Origin of the sequence: Streptomyces sp. NPDC088785 (assembly GCF_044750685.1) — a bacterium.
GTDB lineage: Bacteria > Actinomycetota > Actinomycetes > Streptomycetales > Streptomycetaceae > Streptomyces.
Genome location: NZ_JBIVKH010000020.1, coordinates 25,853 through 48,855 on the forward strand (window position 1 = coordinate 25,853; position 23,003 = coordinate 48,855).

Here is a 23,003-nt window from a genome sequence, read left to right on the forward strand (position 1 = left end):
CGACACATTGAGCGACGCTCTAAGTGAGCGTGCGGGCCGCCGGACGCCGTGGCGCGGGCCCCCGCCGGCGGGCCGTGGGGCGCCGGCTGACCCGGGCCGGGCGCGCGGCTACCGTGGCTGCGTGACCAGCACCGACCGGACCAGCACCCCGCGCAGCCGCCGCGAGCGGCCCGCCAAGCCCGCCCTGAGCAGGAGCGGCATCGTCGCCGCCGCCGTGCGCGTCCTGCGCGCCGAGGGTCTGGGCAAGGTGACGATGCGGCGGCTCGCCGCCGAACTCGACACCGGGCCCGCCTCGCTGTACGTCTACGTCCGCAACACCGACGAGCTGCACGCCGCCGTGCTCGACGCGCTCCTCGCCGAGGTGGACCTCGCCCCGGCCCGCGACACCGGGGGCGACTGGCGCGAGCGGCTGACCCGGCTGCTCACCTCGTACCGCGACATGCTGTTCCGCCATCCGTCGCTGGCCCGTTCGGCGCTGACCGTGCACCCCTCGGGCGAGCACTACCTGGACCTGGTGGAGGCGGTGCTCGCGCTGCTGCGCGAGGGCGGGGTGTCCGACGCCCGCGCCGCCTGGGGCGTGGACCTGCTCCTCCAGCACGTCACCGCGACGGCCGCCGAGCACGCGGGCGAGGACGGCACGGACACGATGGAGGCCGCGTTCACCGCGATCGACGAGGCGTCCCCCGCCCGGCACCCGGAGATCGCCCGGCTCGCCGGAGTGCTCGTCGCGGGCGCCCCGGGGCGGCTCGCCTGGGGGGTCGCCACCCTGATCGCGGGCATCGAGACCGCCCCCGAACCCCCGTACCATCCCTCCTGACCTGCACCGATGCCACTCCTCGGCTCCGCACACCCCATCACGAACTTGTTCGTTACGAACATGTTCGTTACTGTCGAAAGGAACGGACCGCTCCCCCACCGCACCCAAGGAGGCCGCCATGAACGCCACGCCCACCCTTCCGCACCATCCGGTCGTCGTCGTCGGCGCCGGACTCGGCGGCCTCATGCTCGCCCGGGTCCTGCACGTGCACGGCGTCGACTGCGTCCTCCTCGACCTGGACGCCTCGGCCGACGCACGCGCCCAGGGCGGCATGCTCGACCTGCACGAGGAGACCGCGCAGGCGGCGCTGCGCGCGGCCGGGCTGTACGACGCGTTCCGCGCACTCGTGCTGTCCGGCGGCGAGGAGACCCGGGTCATCGCCCCGGACGGCACCCTGGTCCGCCACGAGCCGGACACCGGCGACGGCGGCCGCCCCGAGATCAACCGCGCCGACCTGCGCCGCCTGCTGCTCGACTCGCTGCCCGACGGCACCGTCCGCTGGGGCGCGAAGGTCACCGGCGCCGGGCCCGCCGAGGTCCCGGGCCGCCATCTGGTCACCCTCGCCGACGGCCGCCGCCTCACCACGGACCTGCTGGTCGGCGCCGACGGCGCCTGGTCCCGGATCCGTCCGCTGCTGACCGACGCCGTGCCCGCGTACACCGGTATCTCCTTCGTGGAGGCCGACGTGCTGCCGGGCAACCCGCGGCACGCGGAGATCGCCGCGTTCAACGGCGGCGGCAGCGCCTTCGCCCTCGGGGACGGGCGCGCCCTGCTCACGCACCGGGAGAGCGACGACCGGGTGCACACCTACGTCGCCGTGCGGGCACCCGAGGAGTGGCTCGGCACGATCGACTTCACGGACCCGCGGGCCGCCCGCGCCGCGGTGCTCGCCCGGTTCGAGGGCTGGGACGACCGGCTGCGCGCCCTGGTCGCGGAGGCCGACGGCGCCCTGGTGCCGCGCCCGATCCACGCCCTGCCGGCCGATCTCACCTGGGAGTGGGTACCCGGGGTCACGCTGCTCGGCGACGCGGCGCACCTGATGTCGCCGTTCGCCGGGGAGGGCGCGAACCTCGCCCTGTTCGACGGCGCCGAGCTGGCCCGCGCGATCGTCGAGCACCCGGCCGACCCGGAGGCCGCGCTGGCCGCGTACGAGAAGGAGCTCTTCCCGCGCAGCCACCGCACGGCGGCCGAGTCCGCGGCCAACCTCGCCATGATGTTCGGCCCGGACGCGCAGCGGAACCTGCTCGCCCTCTTCGACGGGGCGGGCCCGGAGCAGGGCTGACGACGGCGACGGCCCCCCTACCGCGGTTCGCGGTAGGGGGGCCGTCGCCGTCGGTGCTCAGCCCAGGCGGTGCATCCAGCCGTGCGTGTCGGCCCGCTTGCCGCGCTGGATGTCCAGCAGGGTGTCGCGCAGCTTCATCGTGACCTCGCCGGCCTCGCCACCGGACTGCTGCCACTCGGCGCCCGCGCGCTTGACGTGGCCGACGGGCGTGATGACGGCGGCCGTGCCGCAGGCGAAGACCTCGGTCAGCTCGCCGGACGCGGAGTCGGCCTGCCACTGCTCGATGGAGACGCGGTCCTCCTGCGAGGAGTAGCCGAGGTCGCGGGCGACCTGGAGGAGCGAGTCCCGGGTGACGCCCGCGAGGAGCGAGCCGGTGAGGGTCGGCGTGACGATCCGGTCGCCGTACACGAAGTACAGGTTCATGCCGCCCAGCTCCTCGACCCACTTGTGCTCGACGGCGTCGAGGTAGGCGACCTGGTCGCAGCCCTTGGCGGCGGCCTCGGCCTGCGCGAGCAGCGAGGCCGCGTAGTTGCCGCCGGTCTTGGCGTCGCCGACGCCGCCGGGGACGGCGCGCACGCGGTCCTCGGAGAGCCAGATGGAGACGGGCTTCACGCCGCCGGAGAAGTACGCGCCGGCGGGCGAGGCGATGACGATGAACAGATACTCGGAGGCCGGCTTCACGCCGAGGCCGACCTCGGTCGCGATCATGAACGGGCGCAGGTAGAGGGACTCCTCGCCGCCGTGCGCCGGGACCCAGTCCTTGTCCTGCTGGACGAGGAGGTCGCACGCCTCGACGAACGTCTCGACGGGCAGCTCGGGCATGCCCAGGCGCCAGGCGGAGTGCTGGAAGCGCTTGGCGTTCATGTCGGGGCGGAAGGTGGCGACGGAGCCGTCGGGCTGCCGGTAGGCCTTGAGGCCCTCGAAGATCTCCTGCGCGTAGTGCAGGACGTTCGTCGCCGGGTCGATGGAGAGCGGGCCGTACGGCACGAGCTGTCCGTCGTGCCAGCCGCGGCCCTCGGTCCACCGGATCGTCACCATGTGGTCGGTGAAGTGCCGGCCGAATCCGGGGCTCTCCAGGATCGCCTCGCGCTCCGCGGCGGACAGCGGGGTCGAAGAGGGCTTGAGCTCGATCGTGGGCGTCGTCATGGTTGCGTGTCCTTCACCGTTGGTTGTGACGGACCGCGCTCACGTCCGCACTCCTTGTACTAGGACGTCCGAGCTTTTGCGTGGATCGCGGCCCCGCGTTCGATTATCGCGCGCGGGGAGGGGTGCTCGAAACGTGCCGTGCGGGTGCGGAGGGTGATGCGGCCCGGGGTCGATGGTGGCACCCGGGGCCGCACAGGAGAAGCCGCCGGGCGCTGGTGGGCGACCCGGCGGCTTCTGTTGCTGAATGCGCGCCGGGTCAGCCGGCCACTACTCGGGCGACGAGCGCGTCACCGATCTCGTCGGTCGAGCGGACGGCGTCGCCGCGCTCGCCGAGGTCGGCGGAGACGGCGGTCTCGATGCGCTCGGCCTCGGACTCGTGGCCGAGGTGGCGCAGCAGGAGGGCGACCGAGAGGACCGTGGCGGTCGGGTCGGCCTTGCCCTGACCGGCGATGTCCGGCGCCGAGCCGTGGACGGGCTCGAACATCGACGGGAACTCGCGGCCCGGGTTGATGTTCCCGGAGGCCGCGACGCCGATGCCGCCGGAGACGGCCGCGGCGAGGTCGGTGATGATGTCGCCGAACAGGTTGTCGGTGACGATGACGTCGAACCGGGCCGGGTCGGTGACCAGGTAGATGGTCGCGGCGTCGACGTGGATGTAGTCGGTGGTGACCTCGGGGAACTCCTCGGCCACCTTGTTGAAGACGTTCGTCCACAGGTGCCCGGCGAAGGTCAGCACGTTGTTCTTGTGGACCAGCGTGAGCTTCTTGCGGGGGCGGGCCTGGGCGCGGGCGAACGCGTCGCGCACCACCCGCTCCACGCCGAACGCGGTGTTGACGGAGACCTCGGTGGCGACCTCGTGCGCGGTGCCCTTGCGGATCACCCCGCCGTTGCCCGTGTAGGGGCCCTCGGTGCCCTCGCGGACGACGACGAAGTCGATCTCGGGCTGGCCGGCGAGCGGGGTGGCGACGCCGGGGAGCAGCTTCGAGGGACGCAGGTTCACGTGGTGGTCGAAGGCGAAGCGGAGCTTGAGCAGGAAGCCGCGCTCCAGCACGCCGGACGGGACCGACGGGTCGCCGATGGCGCCGAGCAGGATGGCGTCGTGCTTCTTGAGGGAGTCGAGATCGGCGTCGGTGAGCGTCTCACCGGTCGCGCGGTAGCGCTGGGCGCCGAAGTCGTACTCCTCGGTCTCCAGCTTCACATCCTGGGGAAGGACGGCGGAGAGGACCTTGAGCCCCTGGGCCACGACCTCCTGGCCGATGCCGTCACCGGGGATCACTGCGAGATTCAGGATGCGAGAGCTTTCCGACATGGCCAGCACCGTACTCCCTGTCCCAGGGGATGACACGCGCTGTCCATCATCCGGACAGGCCGCCGGGTGGACGCCGAGTGTTCACCCCCCGGTGCGCGACCGGTCGGGGTCCGCTGGGAAATTGACCCGTATGGAGACCCCCGACGTCGGTATCCCGCCGCGGCTCGCGCGGCGGATGAGCATGCCGGAGCAGTACGAGTACCTGCGGACGCGGTTCGGCAGGCGGCGGGCGCTGGTGACGGCGGGCGCCGTGGCGAGCGGCCTGCTCACCGGCTGCGCGGACGGCCGCCCGGCGGCCGGGGCCCCGGGGCCCTCGGCGTCGGCGTCCCGGGGCGCGGCGCTGCCGCCCTTCGGCCGCCATCTCGCCTTCGGCGCGGACCCGCGCACCCAGCTGCGGATCTCCTGGCAGGTGCCGGGCGCCGTGCGCGGCCCGTACGTGCGCGTCGGGCTGCGCCCCGACGACCTGGGCCCGAAGGTCGCGGCGGAGATCCGCCACCTGCACACCCCGGGCGTCACCGGGGTCCGCCCGGCGCTCGACCAGTTCTACGTGCACGCGGCGCTGGACCGGCTGACCCCGGGCACGACGTACTACTACGGCGTCGGCCACGACGGCTTCGACCCGGCGGCCGCCGCGCACCGCTCGACGGTCGCCCGCCTGCGCACCGCCCCGGTGGCGCCCGCCTCCTTCACCTTCACCGCCTTCGGCGACCAGGGGGTCGGCGACACGGCGGCGGCGGGCGACCGTCTGATGCTCCGGCAGGACCCGGCCTTCCACCTGCACGCGGGCGACCTCTGCTACGCGGACGGCACCGGGCACGGCAAGCGGACGGACGGCTACGACCCCGGGTTCTGGGACCTGTTCCTGAAGCAGAACGAGCCGGTCGCCCGGACCGTGCCCTGGATGGTGACGACCGGCAACCACGACATGGAGGCCTGGTACTCCCCCGAGGGCTACGGCGGGCAGCTGGCCCGCTGGTCGCTGCCGGACAGCGGCTTCGACGCCCGCTCGACACCGGGCGCGTACACGTTCCGGTACGGCAACGTGGGGGTGGTCGCGCTGGACGCGAACGACGTCAGCTACGAGATCACCGCGAACCTGGGGCACACCGGCGGCCGGCAGACGGCGTGGCTGGAGCGCACGCTGAAGGAGCTGCGGGCCGCGGACGGCATCGACTTCGTCGTCGTGTTCTTCCACCACTGCGCCTACTCGACGTCCGCGCACGCCTCCGACGGCGGGGTGCGCAAGGAGTGGCTGCCCCTGTTCGACGCCCACCGGGTGGACCTGGTGATCAACGGGCACAACCACGTCTACGAGCGCACCGACGCGCTGCGCGGCGGGGCCGTCGGCCGGGCCGTTCCGATCGGAGGCACGGCCGACCCCGTCCGGGACGGCATCGTCTACGTCACCGCGGGCGGCGGCGGCCGTGATCTGTACGGCTTCCGGCCCGGCAGCGAGGAGACCTACGAGGGGCACGAGCGGGCGCACCGGCCCGTCGACAGCTTCGTCTGGGCGACGAGGTCGGGGCGGGCCAGGAACGAGACCGTGGAGTGGTCACGGGTGCGCTATCGCGGATTCTCGCTGCTCAGGGTGGAGGCGGAAGCCGGAGCGCACCCGCGCCTGACGGTGTCGGCGCTGGCCCATGACGGCCGGCGCGTCGACCACTTCGAGGTGCGGCGGGGAGTCTGACCGGTCTCAGTGACCGGTCTCCCCGCCGTTGTCCCGGCGGTCGAAGGAGCGTTGGAGGGCCGCGGCGGCACTCTTCGCCGCCCTGCGGTCGGCTTCGGAGGAGGGAGAGACGTGGCGGACTCGGCGGCGTGCGGACGTCGCTGTGGCCATGGTGATCGACTCCTTGAGATCGCATGAGGTCGCGCGGGGAACGCTGACCCACGGGGATTTCGAGGTGCCGGAAGGGGCGGGGAGCCAGAGCTACAGGGGTTGCCTGCCGCGTGCTCGGCTCTCATCCGCCCTTCGCCGGATCGGGCGATTCGTTCGGCTCCTACAAAGCTAGGGCAGGTCTCTGCTTCTGTCTCCACAATTACTCGGACTTCCTACTATCTGAGACGGAGTTCACGCCGCCGGGGGCCGGGGCCGAGCACCATGGCGCGGCGGGCGGCCGCGCCCCACGATGGACCCAGAACCGGCCGGGCCAGGGTGGCCCGGCCGGACCCCTGGGGAGGAGTCCCACCATGCGTGTGATCACTCAGCGGCGGCTCGGCGGACCCGACGTGCTGGAGCTGGTCGAGGTGGAACGGCCCGTGCCGGGCGCGGGAGAGGTGCGGGTCCGGGTGCACGCGGCCGGGGTGGCCCCGGTGGACCGGATGGCCCGCAGCGGGGAGTCACCGCTCTTCGGCGACCCGCCGTTCACCCTCGGCCGGGACCTGTCCGGGGTGGTGGAGGAGGTCGGCGCGGACGTGACCGGGCTGCGGCCGGGCGACGAGGTGTTCGGCATGATCCCGGGCGGGGCCTACGCCGACTGTGTCGTCGCCCGCGCCGACCACCTCGCCCCGAAGCCGGCGACGGTCGACCACGTCCACGCCGCCGCGGTCCCGGCCGCCGCGCTCACCGCCTGGCAGGCGCTGGTCGACACCGGGCGCATGGGGCCGGGCCGCCGGGTGCTGGTGCACGCGGCGGCGGGCGGGGTCGGGCACATCGCGGTGCAGATCGCCAAGGCGGAGGGCGCGTACGTGATCGGGACGGCCCGCGCCGACAAGCACGCGTTCCTGCGCGGGCTCGGGGTCGACGAGCCGCTGGACTACACGACGACGGACTTCGCCCGTTCGGTGCGTGACGTCGATGTGGCCCTCGACCTGATCGGCGGCGCGTACGGGCCGCGCACCCTGGCGACCCTGCGGCCCGGCGGGCTGCTCACCTCGGTGGTGCTCGCCGACCCGGGGGTGAGCGCGCAGGACGCGCTGGCGCGCGGGGTGGAGTTCGCCCCGGTCGCGGTGCGCCCGTCGGGGGCGACGCTGGGGAAGGTGGCCGCGCTGATGGCCGCCGGGCGGGTGCGGGCGCACGTCTCGGCGCGGCTGCCGCTGGCGGACGCGGGCAAGGCCCATGAGCTGGGGGCGGCCGGGCGCACCCGGGGCAGGATCGTGCTGACGCTCGTCAACGGGGCGGATGAGACGGACGGGGCGGCGGACGCGGCGGAGCCGACGGGACTGGAGGGACTGGAGGGACTGGAGGGGCTGGAGAAGCCGGTCTGAGGCGGGTGGCGGCCCGGCGGACACGGAAAAAACCCGTCCCCCCGGCCGGAGGGGGGCCGGGTCGGGGGGACGGGGGTTCGTGGGGCGGGGTCAGCCCATGTGCGGGTACGTGTAGTCCGTCGGCGGGACCAGCGTCTCCTTGATGGCGCGGGTCAGCGTCCAGCGCATCAGGTTCTGCGGCGCCCCGGCCTTGTCGTTCGTACCGGAGGCGCGGCCGCCGCCGAACGGCTGCTGGCCGACGACGGCGCCGGTCGACTTGTCGTTGATGTAGAAGTTGCCGGCGGCGTAGCGCAGCTTCTCCATCGTGGCCGCGGCGGCGGCGCGGTCGTTGGCGATGACCGAGCCGGTGAGCGCGTAGTCGGAGACCGACTCCATCTGCTCCAGGACGGCGTCGTACTGGTCGTCCTCGTAGACGTGGACGGCGAGGATCGGGCCGAAGTACTCGGTGGTGAAGACCTCGTTGGCCGGGTCGGTGCACTCGATGACGGTCGGGCGCACGAAGTAGCCGACCGAGTCGTCGTAGGTGCCGCCGGCGACGACGGTGCAGGAGTCGTCGGCCTTGGCGCGGTCGATCGCGGCCTTGTTCTTGGCGAACGAGCGGTCGTCGATGAGGGCGCCGATGAAGTGCGACAGGTCGGTGACGTCACCCATGGTGATGCCGTCGACCTCGGCCGCGAACTCCTCCTTGAACCCGTCGTTCCAGATGGACGCCGGGATGTAGGCGCGCGAGGACGCGGAGCACTTCTGGCCCTGGTACTCGAAGGAGCCGCGGGTCAGGGCCGTCTTGAGGATGGCGCGGTCGGCGCTCGGGTGGGCGACGACGAAGTCCTTGCCGCCGGTCTCGCCGACGAGGCGGGGGTAGGTGCGGTACTTCTCGATGTTGGTGCCGACCGTCTTCCACAGGTGCTGGAAGGTCTTGGTCGAACCGGTGAAGTGGATGCCCGCGAGGTCGCGGTGGTTCAGGGCCACGTCGGAGACGGCGAGGCCGTCGCCGGTCACCAGGTTGATGACGCCCTTGGGCAGTCCGGCCTCCTCCAGGAGCTGGAGCAGCAGGACAGCGGCGTGGGTCTGCGTCGGGGACGGCTTCCAGACCACCACGTTGCCCATGAGGGCGGGGGCGGTGGGGAGGTTGCCCGCGATGGCCGTGAAGTTGAACGGCGTGATCGCGTAGACGAAGCCCTCCAGCGGGCGGTGGTCCATGCGGTTCCACACGCCGGTGGAGTTCGCCGGGGGCTGCTCGGCGAGGATCTGGCGGGCGTAGTGGACGTTGAAGCGCCAGAAGTCGACGAGCTCGCAGGGGGTGTCGATCTCGGCCTGCTGGGCGGTCTTCGACTGGCCGAGCATGGTGGAGGCGGCCAGCGTCTCGCGCCACGTCGTGGAGAGCAGCTCGGCGGCGCGCAGGATGATCGCGGCGCGGTCGTCGAAGGCCATCGCGCGCCAGGCCGGGGCGGCGGCCAGGGCGGCGTCGACCGCGTCCTGGGCGTCCTGGGTGGTGGCGTTGGCGTACGTGCCGATGACGGCCTTGTGGTTGTGCGGCTGCACGACGTCGAAGCGCTCGCCGCCACCCATCCGCCGCTCGCCGCCGATGGTGCAGGGCAGGTCGATCGGGTTCTCGGCCAGCTCCTTGAGCTTGGCCTCCAGGCGGGCGCGCTCCGGGCTGCCGGGGGCGTAGCCGTGCACCGGCTCGTTGACCGGGGCGGGGACCTGGGTCACGGCGTCCAGCGTCATGGGTCCGTATCTCCTTCGGGGGTCGGGGGAGTTGGGGACTGTCTTACGGAAGCGGTGGGCTCAGCCCTTGGTGAGGATCGAGCGGCCGAAGAACAGCAGGTTGGCCGGCTTCTCCGCGAGGCGGCGCATGAAGTATCCGTACCAGTCGGTGCCGTACGCGGTGTAGACACGCATCCGGTGGCCCTCGGCGGCGAGGCGCAGGTGCTCCTCGCTGCGGATCCCGTAGAGCATCTGGAACTCGTACTCGTCCAGCTTGCGCCCGGCCTTGCGGGCCAGCTCCTGCGCGATGGAGATCAGGCGCGGGTCGTGGGACCCGATCATCGGGTATCCGTCGCCCTCCATGAGGATGCGGACGATACGCACGTACGCCTTGTCGATCTCGGCCCTGTCCTGGAAGGCGACCTCGGCGGGCTCCTTGTAGGCGCCCTTGACGACGCGCACCCGGCTGCCGGCGGCGGCCAGGCGGCGGGCGTCGTCCTCGGTGCGGAAGAGGTAGGACTGGATGACGCAGCCGGTCTGCGGGAAGTCCTTCCGCAGCTCCTCGTGGATGGCGAACATCGAGTCGAGGGTGGTGTGGTCCTCGGCGTCGAGGGTGACGGTGGTGCCGATGGCGGCGGCGGCCTCGACGACCGGGCGCACGTTGGCGAGGGCCAGCTCGTGGCCGCCCTCCAGCGCCTGTCCGAACATCGACAGCTTCACCGACATCTCGGCCTTCGCGCCGAGGCCGAGGGCCTCGAGACGCGCGACCAGCTCCAGGTAGGCGTCGCGGGCGGCGTGCGACTGCTCGACGGTCGTGATGTCCTCACCGACGACGTCGAGGGTGACCTCCAGGCCCTTCGCGGCGGCGTCCGACACCACCGGGATCACGTCGTCGACGGTCTCGCCCGCGATGAAGCGGTCGACGACCTGCTTCGTGCCCGGCGCCGCCGACACGAAGGCGCGCATCTTGTCGCTGCGCGACGCGGCGAGGATCAGGGGAGCCAGCACGGGGCACCTCCATGGAGCATGAGAGCGGACGGCCGAACCCGCCGAAAGCAGGAAAAGCGGGAACGGCACGTGGAACCACCGTGAAATCTAAGGATCCCTCCGATCCTGTGCCATTGACAGCTGTCACGCATCTGTGGCCGCCACCTCAGACATCTGTATGAAGGATCGTCCGCGGTGGGGGAGAATGGGCGGGTGAAGGGCGATTACCAGGAACTGGTCGACGAGATCTCGGCGCTGCTCGGCGCCCCCGCGACGCTGGAGAACCGCGATTTCCGGCTGATCGCGTTCGGCCAGCAGGTGAGCGCCGACGAGTACGACGAGGCGGCCCTGGACCCGGTCCGCACCCGCTCGATCCTCACCCGCGGCTCCACGCCCGCGGTCCGCGCCTGGTTCGAGGGGTTCGGCATCGCCCGCGCCACCGGGCCGGTGCGCATCCCGGCCACCCCGGAGGCGGGCGTCCACCGCGGCCGCATCTGCCTGCCCGTCCGCCACCGGGGGTTCGTGCTCGGTTACGTATGGCTGCTGGACGACGAGCCGGGGCCCGCGCGGGAGCAGCTGGACGCGGCGATGGAGGTCGCGGCCCGGATCGGCGCGCAGCTGGCGGACGAGGCGCAGGCGGGCGCCGATCTGACCCGCGAGTTCCACTCGGTGCTGACCGCCGAGCGCGGCTGGCAGCGGGACATGGCGGTGGCCGCGCTGCGCACCGCGCTGGGGACGCGGGCCGAGGGGCTGCACGCGGTGGTCTGCGTGGCGCCGTGGCCGTCGGCCGACCCGGACGACGCGCCGTCGGTGCGCACCCTGCCGGCGGCGGACGCGCTGTGCACCGTCCCCTGGGGCGTCACGGGCCAGTGCCTGGCGCTGCTGGTGCGGCTGCGCTCGTCGGAGGTGCTGGACCCCGCGCTCTCGGCGGCGGAGCGGCTGCGGGCGCGGGCGGGCCCGGGGCCGGTCGCGGCCGGCATCGGCGCCCCCCGCGCCGACCTGGCCGAGCTCGCGGCGGCCTGGCAGGAGGCGCAGGCGGCGGCCCGCACCGCACTGGCCAACCCGCGGCTCGGCCCCGACGCCCAGTGGTCGTCGATCGGCCCCTACCGCCTGCTGACGGCCCTGCCCGCCGACGCGGCGCACGACCCGACGCTGACCGCGCTGCTCTCCCCCGCCCACCGCCAACTGGCGCACACCGCCGAGGTGTTCCTCGACTGCGCGGGCCAGGCGGGCCGCGCGGCGGCGGTGCTCGGCATCCACCGCCAGACCCTCTACTACCGCCTGTCCCGCGTCGAGCAGCTCACCGGCCTGGACCTCGACGAGGGCGAGGACCGGCTGCTGCTGCACATGGGGCTGAAGGCGGCGGGCCTCTAGCGGGCGGCCTCCATCAACTGGCGCAGACCCTCGGTGAGTTCCTCGGCGCTCGGGGAGAATCCCGGGTCGAAGGTGTGCTGGGCGACGAGCCCGATGACGAGCACCGAGAAGAACTTGCCGAGGGTGTCCACGCTCGGGTCGTCGGCGGGCGGCTCCTCCCCCATGACCATGCCGATGAAGCCGCGCCCCGCCTCGCGCTGGGCGGCCGACATCTGCTCGCGCAGCGCCGGCATCTTGTCGCCCATGACGATCAGCTCCATGCTCAGGTGCCAGAGGGAGCCCGGCCGGCCGAGGCTCTCCGTGACGCCTGCGACGACGGCCCTGATCCGCTCCAGCGACCCGTTCGCGCCCGGCAGTTCGCCCGGCTCGCCCCACGCGTCGGAGACGCCCTCGGCGAGCGCCACGTACGCCTGCGCGAGCAGCGCGTCCTTCGATCCGTAGTGGTAGCCGATGGACGCCAGGTTCGCCCCCGACTCCCGGACGATGTCGCGCGCGGTGGTCCGCGCGAACCCCTTCTCCAGCAGGCAGCGCTTGGCGCCTTCCAGCAGATCTTCGCGATGTCCCATGCCGTGCACCGTATCCCGGGCTCATACGCCCGTCCCATACACCCGTCCCATACGCCCGTCCCAGACACCTGTCCCAGACCCCTGCCCCAGACCCCTGCCCCAGACCCCTGTCCCAGACCTCTGTTTCATACGCTCGTCCTATACGCACGTACTAGACAGTCGTATAATACGCCCGTACAGTCCTGCTCATGACGCACCCGACAAGCACCGCCACGGCCCCCGACTCCCGTGCGGGGCGCAAGGAATGGACCGCCCTGGTCGTCCTGATGCTGCCGCTGCTCCTGGTCTCCATGGACGTCTCGGTCCTCTACTTCGCGATCCCCCAGATCAGCGCGGACCTGGCGCCGACCGGCACCCAGCAGCTGTGGATCTTCGACATCTACGCGTTCGTGCTCGCCGGCCTGCTGATGACGATGGGCTCGCTCGGCGACCGCATCGGGCGCCGCAGGCTCCTGCTGGCCGGCGCGGTCGCCTTCGGCGCCGCCTCCGTCTGCGCGGCCTACGCGACCAGCGCGGAGATGCTCATCGCCGCCCGCGCCGTACTCGGCGTCGGCGGCGCCACCCTGATGCCGTCCACGATGGCGCTGGTGCGCAACATGTTCCGCGACGCCGGCCAGCGGGCGAAGGCCATCGGCATCTGGTCGGGCGTCATGACCGGCGGCATCGCCCTCGGCTCGGTGATGAGCGGCATCCTCGTCGAGCACTTCTGGTGGGGGTCGGTGTTCCTGGTGAACCTGCCCGCGATGGTGCTGCTGCTCGTCCTGGCGCCGCTGCTGCTCCCCGAGTTCAAGGATCCGCGGCCCGGCCGCTTCGACCTGGTGAGCGTTCCGCTGTCGATGGCCGCGGTGCTCCCCCTCGTCTACGGCGTCAAGGAGATCCCCTCCGAGGGCTTCGCGCCGCGCTACGTCGCCTCGGTCGCCGTCGGCCTGCTCTTCTCGCTCCTCTTCGTCCGCCGCCAGCGCCGGTCCGCGTCGCCGCTGATACCGCCCGCCCTGTTCCGGCACCGCGGCTTCGGCCCGGCCGTGCTGCTCAATCTGATCTCGGCGTTCGCGATGCTCGGTTCGGCGTACTTCACCACCCAGTACCTCCAGGCGGTCCTCGGCAAGAGCGCGCTGGAGGCGGCCCTGTGGGCGCTGCTGCCCAGCGTCCTGATCGGCTGCGCGGCGCCGGTCGCCACCGTGCTCGTCCAGCGCGGGGTGCACCGCTCCACCGTCGTGGCGCTCGGCTTCCTGACCAGCGCCTGCGGCTACGGGCTGCTGGCCCTCACCGGCACCGACTCGCTGGGGACCGTCCTCGCCGGGGCCGGGGTCCTGGCCTGCGGCGCGGTCGTCGTCGGCTCCCAGCTGACCGACCTGGCGCTCGGCGCGGCCCCGGCCGAGAAGGCGGGGGTGGCCTCCTCCCTGCTGGAGACCGGGCAGGAGTTCGGCGGTGCGCTCGGCATGGCCGTTCTGGGTTCGATCGGCACCGGTGTCTACCGGCACGATCTGGCCGGGGCGCCGGACGGGGCCCGGGAGACGCTGGGCGGGGCGCTCGCCGTCGCCCGGCAGCTGCCGCGCGGGTCGGGCGAGTCGCTGCTCGTCGCCGCGCGGGAGGCGTTCACCGGGGGGATGCACGTGGCGGCGTTCGCCGGGATCGCGGTGCTCCTGATCGCGGCCCTCCTGTCGCCCCGCACCCTCCGCACGAGCGGTTCCCCGCGCCCCTGAACAGTCCACCATCCGCGGCCCGGCGACCACTTCTCGCGCAGTTCCCCGCGCCCCTGAGTAGTTCCCCATCCGCGGCCCGGTGGCCGCTTCTCGCGCAGTTCCCCGCGCCCCTGAGGCAGCGCTCCGCGCGCCTCTCCCTGGGGCTGCTTGAGGCCGTGCCTCGTGCGCATCTCATGGGAGGCGGGGATGAGATGGCGCACGCAGTGCGCATCTCAGGGGCGCGGGGAACTGCGCGACCAGCCACCACGGTGGCGCGCGTGAAAGGCGGACCCAGGGGCGCGGGGAACCGCGCAAGACGCGGTCACCGGACCGCGCCCGGAGCCACACGGCCGATCGGGACGGAAACGCGCGTGTCAGGATAAGCGCGTGGCACAGACTTTCGGTACGCCGTTCATCGGCCGCGACGACGAACTCGCCCGGCTCACCACCGTGCTGAAGCACACCGCGACCGGCGACCCCCGCGCCATCCTGCTCGCCGGAGACGCGGGCGTCGGCAAGACCCGCGTCCTGACGGAGGCCGCCGCCCACGCCGCCGCCACCGGCACCACCGTGCTGACTGGCCACTGCGTGGACCTCGGGGACGTGGGCCTGCCCTACCTGCCGTTCACCGAGATCCTCGGCGCGGCGGCGGCCGACGAACGGCTCGCCCCGGCGTTCGCGGCGCACCCCGCGGTGGACCGCCTGATCGGCCCGGCCCGCGGCACCGCACCCGACTCCGGCGCCCGCCTCCAGCTCTTCGAGGGCATCGCGGGCCTCCTCGCCGACCTCGCCGACCTGACCCCGCTGCTCCTCGTCCTGGAGGACCTGCACTGGGCCGACCAGTCCTCGCGCGACCTGCTCCGCTTCCTGCTCAGCCGGGGAGTCCTCCAGCGCCCGGGCCCCGGCGGCCCGCCCCGCCGCCTCGCGGTCTTCGCCTCGTACCGCAGCGACGACCTGCACCGCCGTCACCCCCTGCGCCCGCTGCTCGCCGAACTGGTCCGGCTGCCCGCCGTCGACCGCCTCGACCTGCGTCCGCTGGCCGACGCGGACGTCGCCCGGCTGGTGCGCGCCCTCGGTACCGCTCCGGTCGACGACAGCACGGTCCGCCGCATCGTCGACCGCGCGGAGGGAAACGCCTTCTACGCCGAGGAGTTGCTGGCGGCGCTGCCCGGCGACGAGGGCCTCGGCGGACTCGGCGACGTACTGCTCATCCGTATCGAACAGCTCACCGACACCGCCCAGCACGTCCTGCGCACGGCGGCCGTCGCGGGCCGCAAGGTCGGGCACGAGCTGCTGCGCGACGCCGTGCAACTCCCCTGGGAGGAGCTGGAGTCGGCGCTGCGCGAGGCCGTCGGGCACCAGCTGCTGCTGCCGGGCGACGACGGCACATACTCGTTCCGGCACGCCCTCACCCGCGAGGCGGTCTACGCGGACCTGCTGCCCGGCGAGCGGGTCCGGCTGCACGGCCTGTTCGCGCAGCTGCTCGGCCGCCCGGGCCACCCGCCCCACAGCGCGGCCGAGCGCGCCCACCACTCCCGCGAGAGCCACGACCTGGCCGACGCGCTGACCGCCTCCCTCGAAGCCGCCGAGCACGCCCAGCGGGTCGGCGCGCCCGCCGAGGAGCTGCGCCACGTGGAGAGCGCCCTCGACCTGTGGGCCGCCGTGGACGCCGCCGCCCGCCCCGCCGACACCGACCCGGTGGCGCTCACCGTGCGCGCCTCGGCCGCCGCCGCCCACGCCGGCGACCCGCACCGCGCGGTCCAGCTCACCCGCTTCGCCCTCGCCCAGGCCGGCCCGGACACCGACTCCGAACTCGCGGCGCGGATCCGCTACACGCTGGCGGGCAACCTGATCCGCATCGACCACCTCGAAGCCGCGTTCACCTACAGCAGCGAGGCGCTGGCCCTGATCCCGGCCGAACCCCCGTCCCGTACGTGGGTGTGGGCGGCCGCCACCCACGTCCTGGCGGCGCGGCAGGTGCACCGCGACGAGGACGCCGAGCGGGTCGCACGGCACGCGCTCGCCGTCGCCGAGGACCTGGGGCTGACCGACGCCCGGGCCGACCTGATCGTCTCGCTGGTCGGCCTCTCCCCCGACAACCGGCGCACCGGAGCCGGCCGGGAACGGCTGACGCACGCCCGCGACCTGGCCCGCGCCGCCGGGAACCTGCCGGTGGAGATGCGGGCCCTCTACAGCCTCGCCCTCGGCTGCTACGAGTCCGGCGACATGGACGCCTGCCTGACCTGGCTCGCCGACGGCATCGACCGCGCCCGCCGCGCCGGACTGCTCTCCTCCCCGTACGCCCTGGAACTGCGCTATCTGCAATCCCTGCTGCTGTACACGCTGGGCCGCTGGGACGAGTGCGCGCGGGCGGCGGCCGCCGACGCGGAACTGCTGCCGACGGCGGGCGGGTTCACGACCGCGCCCGCCCTGTACGTCGCCCTGGCGCGCGGCGAGGTGGACGCGGCCGTCACGGCGGCCCGCGCGCTGTTCGACGGGCCCGACGGGAAGACCGACTGGATGGCGACGCTCGTCGCGAGCATCGTGCTCACCGACGCGGCGGCCCTGCGCGGCGCCGCCGACGACTGCGTACGGCAGCTGCGGGCCTCGATCGACGTGCTCGCGGGGGCCTCGGCGACGGCGCTGCCCGACGTCGTGGTGCGGCTCGCCGCGCTGGCCCTGTCGGCGGTCGCGGACGCGGCGGAGACGGCCCGGGCGGCGGGCGGCACGGCGGACGCGGAGCACTGGGCGCGCACCGCCGAGGAGCTGGTCGGGCTGGCCAGGACCACGGCGGCCCGCGGCGACGACGGCACCCCGCAGGGGCCGGAGGGCCTGGCCTGGCTGGCCCGCGCCGAGGCCGAGCGGACCCGGGCCGTCACCGGCCCCGAGGTCGCCGCCTGGCAGCGCGCCGTGACGGCGTTCGGCTACGGCGACCCGTACGAACTGGCCCGCTGCCGCAGGCGGTTGGCGCAGGCGCTGCTCACCGCGGACCGCCGCGAGGAGGCCGCCGAGCAGGCCCGCGCGGCACTGGACACCGCGGAGCGGCTCGGCGCCGGGCCGCTGCGCGAGGACCTGCGGGCCCTGGTCCGGCACGGCCGCCTCACCCTCGCCGACCCGGATCCCGGGGACCGGATCGCCGCGCTGACGGCGCGGGAGAGCGACGTCCTGCGGCTGCTCGGCCGCGGGCGCACCAACCGGCAGATCGGCGAGGAGCTGTTCATCAGCGGCAAGACGGCGAGCGTCCACGTCTCCCACATCCTCGCCAAGCTGGGCGCCGCGAGCCGCACCGAGGCCGTCGGCATCGCCTACCGCGAGGGCCTGATCGAGTCGGAGCCGGCCGCGGACGGCTGAGGGCCGGGCCCCCCGCGGGTGGCCCGGCCCTCAGTCGCGGTGCGGTGTCCCCGCCCGCCTCACACCAGGTTGACGGAGCGCGCCGAGGTGGCGCCGATCTCCTCGGCCAGCTCGTTGAGCACCGCCTGCGGGACGGTGTCGTCGACGGTGAGGACGGCCAGGGCCTCGCCGCCGAGGTCCGCGCGCGCGACCTGCATGCCCGCGATGTTGATGCCGCCCTCGCCGAGGACGCGGCCGACGGTGCCGACGACGCCGGGACGGTCCTCGTAGCGCAGCACGACCATGTGGTCGGCGAGCGCCAGGTCCACGTCGTAGTCGCCGACGGCGACGACCTTCTGGAGGTGCTTGGGGCCGGCCAGCGTGCCGGAGACCGAGACCTCCTGGCCGTCGCTGAGGGTGCCGCGCACCGTCACCACGTTGCGGTGGTCGGGCGACTCCGACGAGGTCGTCAGGCGCACCTCGACGCCGCGCTCCTGCGCGAACAGCGGCGCGTTCACGTACGACACCGTCTCGTCGACGACGTCCTCGAACACGCCCTTGAGCGCCGAGAGTTCGAGCACCTTCACGTCGTGCTGGGTGATCTCGCCATACACCTCGACGTCGAGGCGGACCGCGACCTCACCGGCGAGGGCGGTGAAGATCCGGCCGAGCCGCTCGGCGAGCGGCAGGCCCGGCTTGACGTCCTCGGCGATGACGCCGCCCTGGACGTTCACCGCGTCGGGGACCAGCTCGCCGGCGAGGGCGAGCCGCACCGAGCGGGCGACGGCGATGCCGGCCTTCTCCTGCGCCTCGTCCGTGGAGGCGCCGAGGTGCGGGGTGCAGACGACCTGGTCGAACTGGAACAGCGGGGAGTCCGTGCAGGGCTCCTTCGCGTACACGTCGAGGCCGGCGCCGGCGACGCGGCCCTCCTTGAGCGCCGAGTACAGCGCCGCCTCGTCGACGATGCCGCCGCGCGCGGCGTTCACGATGCGCACGCCGGGCTTCACCTTGTGCAGCGCCTCGTCACCGATCAGACCGAGGGTCTCGGGGGTCTTCGGCAGGTGCACGGTGATGAAGTCGGAGACTTCGAGGAGCTCGTCGAGCGAGAGGACCTTCACGCCCATCTGCGCGGCACGCGCGGGCTGCACGTACGGGTCGTACGCGACGACCTTCATGCCGAACGCGGACATGCGCTGCGCGACGAGGGCGCCGATGCGGCCGAGGCCGACGACGCCGAGGGTCTTCTCGGCCAGCTCGACACCGGTGTACTTGCTGCGCTTCCACTCGCCGGCCTTGAGGGCCTGCGAGCCCTGCGGGATGTTGCGCGCGGTGGCGATGAGGAGGCCGCAGGCCAGCTCGGCGGCGGTCACGATGTTCGACGTCGGGGCGTTGACGACCATCACGCCGGCCTTGGTGGCGGCGGAGACGTCCACGTTGTCCAGGCCGACGCCGGCTCGCGCGACGACCTTCAGCTTGTTCGCGGCGGCGATGGCCTCGGCGTCGACCTTGGTGGCCGAGCGGATCAGGATCGCGTCGACGTCGGCGATGGCGGGGAGGAGTTCCGCGCGGTCGGCTCCGTTGCAGTGCCGGATCTCGAAGTCCGGGCCCAGGGCGTCGACGGTCGCGGGCGACAGCTCTTCAGCGATGAGTACGACGGGTTTGCCGTTGGCAGCAGTGCTCACGTGAGTCCTCACAAGTCCCAATGCGGACGGCCGTCCCGACGGCCGCAAGCGGTGGAGGGGTGGGTGCATGGCCGCGTGGAAGACGCACGACGCTGTGGGCCCAACGCGAATTAGTTCAGCAGTGTAGTGGCGCCAGGGACATGGTCTTGCGCCTCCCTGGAAGGATCACCCGTCCGTGGCTGGACGGGTTGGACAACCCGGCCACGATCGTGTGGACGCCCCATGGAGAACGGGGCCGCGGCGTGTGCCGCGGCCCCGCCCCCGGACGGCTTACGCCTCCTCGTTGTCCACCCAGCTCATGAGCTTGCGCAGCTCCTTGCCGGTGGTCTCCAGCAGGTGCTCGCTGTCGGCCGTCTTGTACTCGTTGTACTTCTTCAGGCCGCCGTGGTATTCGGCCATCCACTCGCGGGCGAAGGTGCCGTCCTGGATCTCGGCGAGGACCTTCTTCATCTCGGCCTTGGTGGCGTCCGTGATGATCCGCGGGCCGGTGACGTAGTCGCCCCACTCGGCGGTCTCGGAGATCGACCAGCGCATCTTCTCCAGGCCGCCCTCGTACATGAGGTCGACGATGAGCTTCAGCTCGTGCAGGCACTCGAAGTAGGCGATCTCCGGCTGGTAGCCGGCCTCGGTCAGCGTCTCGAAGCCCGCCTTGACCAGCGCGGCGGTGCCGCCGCAGAGGACGGCCTGCTCGCCGAAGAGGTCGGTCTCGGTCTCCTCGGTGAAGGTCGTCTTGATGACGCCGGCGCGGGTGCCGCCGATGCCCTTGGCGTAGGACAGCGCCAGCTCGAAGGCCTTGCCGGTGGCGTCCTGCTCGACGGCCGCGATGCACGGGACGCCGCGGCCCTCCTCGTACTGGCGGCGGACCAGGTGGCCCGGGCCCTTCGGCGCGACCATGCAGACGTCGACGTCGGCCGCCGGCTTGATGAAGTCGTAGCGGATGTTCAGGCCGTGCCCGAAGAACAGGGCGTCGCCCGCCTTCAGGTTGTCCTTGATGGACTCCTCGTAGACCTGCGCCTGGAGCGGGTCCGGGACGAGGATCATGATGACGTCGGCCTCGGCGGCGGCCTCCGCCGGGGTGACGACGCGCAGGCCCTGCTCCTCGGCCTTCGCCTTGGACTTGGAGCCCTCGTGCAGGCCGACGCGGACGTCGACGCCCGAGTCGCGCAGGGAGAGCGCGTGCGCGTGGCCCTGCGAGCCGTAGCCGATCACCGCGACCTTGCGGTTCTGGATGATGGACAGGTCGGCATCGTCGTCGTAGAACAGCTCGGCCACTGGGGTTCTCCTTGTTGGCGGTCTTGCTCGTGGTGCTCCCACCGTACGGCGGGGTGCGGAAGGAAAGTTTCGGGGTCTCGGTATCCGAGAGGGGCGTGCGGGGGTGTTACGCGCTGCGGTCCAGGGCGCGCAGGCTCCGGTCGGTGATGGAGCGCGAGCCGCGGCCGATCGCGATGGTGCCGGACTGGACGAGCTCCTTGATGCCGAACGGCTCCAGCATCTTGAGCATCGCCTCCAGCTTGTCGCTGGAGCCGGTGGCCTCGATGGTGACGGCCTCCGGGGAGACGTCCACGGTCTTGGCGCGGAAGAGCTGGACGATCTCGACGATCTGCGAGCGCGTCTCGTTGTCGGCGCGGACCTTGGCGAGCACCAGCTCGCGCTGGACGGCCGCGCCGGGCTCCAGCTCGACGATCTTCAGGACGTTGACCAGCTTGTTGAGCTGCTTGGTGACCTGTTCGAGCGGCAGGTCCGCGACATTCACCACGATGGTGATGCGGGAGATGTCGGGGTGCTCGGTGATGCCGACGGCGAGCGAGTCGATGTTGAAGCCGCGGCGCGAGAAGAGGGCGGTGATCCGGGCGAGGACACCCGGCTTGTTCTCGACGAGGACGGAGAGCGTGTGCTTGGTGGACATGGTGGGCTTCCTTCTCCTGCGGCTCTCAGTCTTCTGCGCTGTCGCCGAAGTCCGGGCGGACGTCCCGGGCGGCCATGATCTCGTCGTTGGAGGTGCCGGCGGCGACCATCGGCCACACCATGGCGTCCTCGTGGACGATGAAGTCGACGACGACCGGGCGGTCGTTGATCGAGTTCGCCTCCTCGATCGCCTTGTCGAGGTCCTCGGGGCGCTCGCAGCGGATGGCGTAGCAGCCCATCGCCTCGGACAGCTTGACGAAGTCCGGGATGCGGGTGCCCTTGTTGGGCGGGGTCTCGCCGTCCGGGCCCGCGTGCAGCACGGTGTTGGAGTAGCGCTGGTTGTAGAACAGCGTCTGCCACTGGCGCACCATGCCGAGGGCGCCGTTGTTGATGATGGCGACCTTGATCGGGATGTTGTTCAGGGCGCAGGTGGTCAGTTCCTGATTGGTCATCTGGAAGCAGCCGTCGCCGTCGATGGCCCAGACGGTCTGGCCCGGGGCGCCGGCCTTGGCGCCCATCGCGGCGGGGACCGCGTACCCCATGGTCCCGGCGCCGCCGGAGTTCAGCCAGGTCGCCGGCTTCTCGTAGCGGATGTAGTGCGCGGCCCACATCTGGTGCTGGCCGACGCCCGCCGCGAAGATCGTGTCCGCGGGGGCGAGCTGCCCGATGCGCTCGATGACCTGCTGCGGGGAGAGCGAGCCGTCCGCGGGCTGGTCGTAGCCCAGCGGGTAGGTCTCGCGCCAGCGGTTGAGGTCCTTCCACCAGGCGGTGTAGTCGCCCTGGTGGCCCTCCGCGTGCTCCTTCTGGACGGCCTGGATCAGGTCGGCGATGACCTCGCGGGCGTCGCCCACGATCGGCACGTCGGCGACGCGGTTCTTGCCGATCTCCGCGGGGTCGATGTCCGCGTGGACGATCTTGGCGAACGGCGCGAAGCTGTCCAGGTTGCCGGTGACGCGGTCGTCGAAGCGGGCGCCGAGCGCGACGATCAGGTCGGCCTTCTGCAACGCGGTGACGGCGGTGACCGCACCGTGCATGCCCGGCATCCCCACGTGCAGCGGGTGGCTGTCGGGGAACGAACCGAGCGCCATCAGGGTGGTGGTGACGGGCGCTCCGGTGAGCTCGGCGAGGACCTTCAGCTCGGCGGTGGCGCCGGCCTTCATGACGCCGCCGCCGACGTAGAGGACGGGCCGCTTCGCACTCGTGATGAGCTTCGCGGCCTCGCGGATCTGCTTGGCGTGCGGCTTGGTCACCGGGCGGTAGCCGGGCAGGTCCTGCTGCGGCGGCCAGGTGAACGTCGTCTGCGCCTGGAGGATGTCCTTGGGGATGTCCACGAGGACCGGGCCCGGGCGGCCGGTGGCGGCGATGTGGAAGGCCTCGGCGATCGCCTTGGGGATGTCCTCGGCGCGGGTGACCAGGAAGCTGTGCTTCGTGATCGGCATGGTGATGCCGACGATGTCCGCCTCCTGGAAGGCGTCCGTGCCGATCGACTTGGAGACGACCTGGCCGGTGATGGCGACCAGCGGGACGGAGTCCATCATCGCGTCCGCGATCGGCGTCACCAGGTTCGTCGCACCGGGGCCGCTCGTCGCCATGCACACCCCGACCTTGCCGGTGGCCTGCGCGTATCCGGTGGCCGCGTGGCCCGCGCCCTGCTCGTGGCGGACGAGCACGTGCCGCACCCGGCGGGAGTCCATCATCGGGTCGTACGCGGGAAGGATCGTGCCGCCGGGGATGCCGAATACGGTGTCGACCCCGACCTCCTCAAGCGAGCGGATGAGGGACTTCGCACCCGTGACGTGCTCGACGGGGGCGGACTGCTGTCCTCCGGAACGGGGCCGCGGCTGCGGATGGTGGGCCCCGGTGGCCTGCTCGGTCATCGGCATTCTCTTCTCGATGCTGAGGGTTTTTGCGAGGTTTGTGCAGGGTCTTGCGGGTTGTCCTGGGCGGTGCGTCCTGTGCCGGTGCAACAAAAAACCCCTCGTGCCGTGAGGCAAGCGAGGGGAGCGCGCCGG

Annotated in this window: 16 protein-coding genes; 7 read left to right on the top strand and 9 right to left on the bottom strand. The window is 72.7% G+C overall.

The window, feature by feature from the left end:
* Positions 1 to 121: 121 nt before the first annotated feature.
* The gene (locus tag ACIP5K_RS33750) at positions 122 to 817 is read left to right on the top strand and encodes a TetR/AcrR family transcriptional regulator (protein WP_401415866.1); all 696 of its coding nucleotides are present in this window, start codon (positions 122 to 124) and stop codon (positions 815 to 817) included.
* Positions 818 to 935: 118 nt separating this feature from the next.
* Positions 936 to 2,099, top strand: coding sequence for an FAD-dependent oxidoreductase (locus ACIP5K_RS33755; RefSeq protein ID WP_401415867.1), 1,164 nt, complete (start codon positions 936 to 938; stop codon positions 2,097 to 2,099).
* Between the two features lie 57 nt (positions 2,100 to 2,156).
* Here the strand turns inward: ACIP5K_RS33755 and ACIP5K_RS33760 are convergent, their stop codons facing one another.
* Positions 2,157 to 3,245: a branched-chain amino acid aminotransferase gene (locus tag ACIP5K_RS33760; protein WP_401415868.1), complete on the bottom strand. Its 1,089-nt coding sequence runs from the start codon at positions 3,243 to 3,245 to the stop codon at positions 2,157 to 2,159.
* A gap of 256 nt (positions 3,246 to 3,501) precedes the next feature.
* Positions 3,502 to 4,554 (bottom strand): 3-isopropylmalate dehydrogenase, encoded by a 1,053-nt coding sequence (locus ACIP5K_RS33765; protein WP_401415871.1) that lies wholly within the window; start codon positions 4,552 to 4,554, stop codon positions 3,502 to 3,504.
* A 130-nt stretch (positions 4,555 to 4,684) separates the two neighbouring features.
* Between ACIP5K_RS33765 and ACIP5K_RS33770 the strand changes: the two genes are divergently transcribed.
* Together ACIP5K_RS33770 and ACIP5K_RS33775 are read left to right on the top strand one after the other, a co-directional pair.
* On the top strand, positions 4,685 to 6,241 hold the full coding sequence (locus ACIP5K_RS33770) for a purple acid phosphatase family protein (protein ID WP_401415873.1): 1,557 nt from the start codon (positions 4,685 to 4,687) through the stop codon (positions 6,239 to 6,241).
* 500 nt (positions 6,242 to 6,741) lie between these two features.
* Entirely contained in the window at positions 6,742 to 7,758 is a 1,017-nt protein-coding gene (locus ACIP5K_RS33775) for an NADP-dependent oxidoreductase (protein ID WP_401415875.1), read from the top strand.
* 90 nt (positions 7,759 to 7,848) lie between these two features.
* Here ACIP5K_RS33775 and pruA read toward each other — a convergent pair whose 3' ends face one another.
* Positions 7,849 to 9,480, bottom strand: a complete 1,632-nt coding sequence (pruA, locus tag ACIP5K_RS33780) for an L-glutamate gamma-semialdehyde dehydrogenase (RefSeq protein WP_401416055.1) — start codon at positions 9,478 to 9,480, stop codon at positions 7,849 to 7,851.
* 66 nt (positions 9,481 to 9,546) lie between these two features.
* Positions 9,547 to 10,473: a proline dehydrogenase family protein gene (locus ACIP5K_RS33785; protein ID WP_401415878.1), complete on the bottom strand. Its 927-nt coding sequence runs from the start codon at positions 10,471 to 10,473 to the stop codon at positions 9,547 to 9,549.
* A 192-nt stretch (positions 10,474 to 10,665) separates the two neighbouring features.
* Between ACIP5K_RS33785 and ACIP5K_RS33790 the strand changes: the two genes are divergently transcribed.
* Positions 10,666 to 11,826 carry a PucR family transcriptional regulator gene (locus ACIP5K_RS33790; RefSeq protein WP_401415880.1) on the top strand — a complete coding sequence of 387 codons (1,161 nt, stop codon included), beginning with the start codon at positions 10,666 to 10,668 and terminating at the stop codon, positions 11,824 to 11,826.
* Here ACIP5K_RS33790 and ACIP5K_RS33795 read toward each other — a convergent pair.
* Positions 11,823 to 12,392 carry a TetR/AcrR family transcriptional regulator gene (locus ACIP5K_RS33795; RefSeq protein WP_401415883.1) on the bottom strand — a complete coding sequence of 190 codons (570 nt, stop codon included), beginning with the start codon at positions 12,390 to 12,392 and terminating at the stop codon, positions 11,823 to 11,825. The genes ACIP5K_RS33790 and ACIP5K_RS33795 overlap by 4 nt on opposite strands.
* Before the next feature lie 188 nt (positions 12,393 to 12,580).
* Here ACIP5K_RS33795 and ACIP5K_RS33800 point away from each other — a divergent pair, with 188 nt between their 5' ends.
* Positions 12,581 to 14,095 carry an MFS transporter gene (locus tag ACIP5K_RS33800; RefSeq protein ID WP_401415885.1) on the top strand — a complete coding sequence of 505 codons (1,515 nt, stop codon included), beginning with the start codon at positions 12,581 to 12,583 and terminating at the stop codon, positions 14,093 to 14,095.
* Positions 14,096 to 14,461: 366 nt separating this feature from the next.
* Positions 14,462 to 17,425, top strand: coding sequence for a helix-turn-helix transcriptional regulator (locus tag ACIP5K_RS33805; RefSeq protein ID WP_401415888.1), 2,964 nt, complete (start codon positions 14,462 to 14,464; stop codon positions 17,423 to 17,425).
* Positions 17,426 to 17,484: 59 nt separating this feature from the next.
* On the opposite strand, the gene serA is transcribed toward ACIP5K_RS33805, so the two are convergent.
* The 4 genes from serA to ACIP5K_RS33825 all read right to left on the bottom strand — a co-directional run bounded on the left by serA (position 17,485) and on the right by ACIP5K_RS33825 (position 22,868).
* Positions 17,485 to 19,086, bottom strand: a complete 1,602-nt coding sequence (serA, locus tag ACIP5K_RS33810; RefSeq protein ID WP_401415890.1) for a phosphoglycerate dehydrogenase — start codon at positions 19,084 to 19,086, stop codon at positions 17,485 to 17,487.
* Positions 19,087 to 19,356: 270 nt separating this feature from the next.
* Entirely contained in the window at positions 19,357 to 20,358 is a 1,002-nt protein-coding gene (ilvC, locus tag ACIP5K_RS33815; protein WP_401415892.1) for a ketol-acid reductoisomerase, read from the bottom strand.
* 106 nt (positions 20,359 to 20,464) lie between these two features.
* A complete protein-coding gene (gene ilvN / locus ACIP5K_RS33820) occupies positions 20,465 to 20,992 on the bottom strand; it encodes an acetolactate synthase small subunit (protein ID WP_401415894.1) in 528 nt (175 codons plus the stop codon).
* 25 nt (positions 20,993 to 21,017) lie between these two features.
* A complete protein-coding gene (locus tag ACIP5K_RS33825) occupies positions 21,018 to 22,868 on the bottom strand; it encodes an acetolactate synthase large subunit (RefSeq protein ID WP_401415897.1) in 1,851 nt (616 codons plus the stop codon).
* Between the last annotated feature and the right edge of the window lie 135 nt (positions 22,869 to 23,003).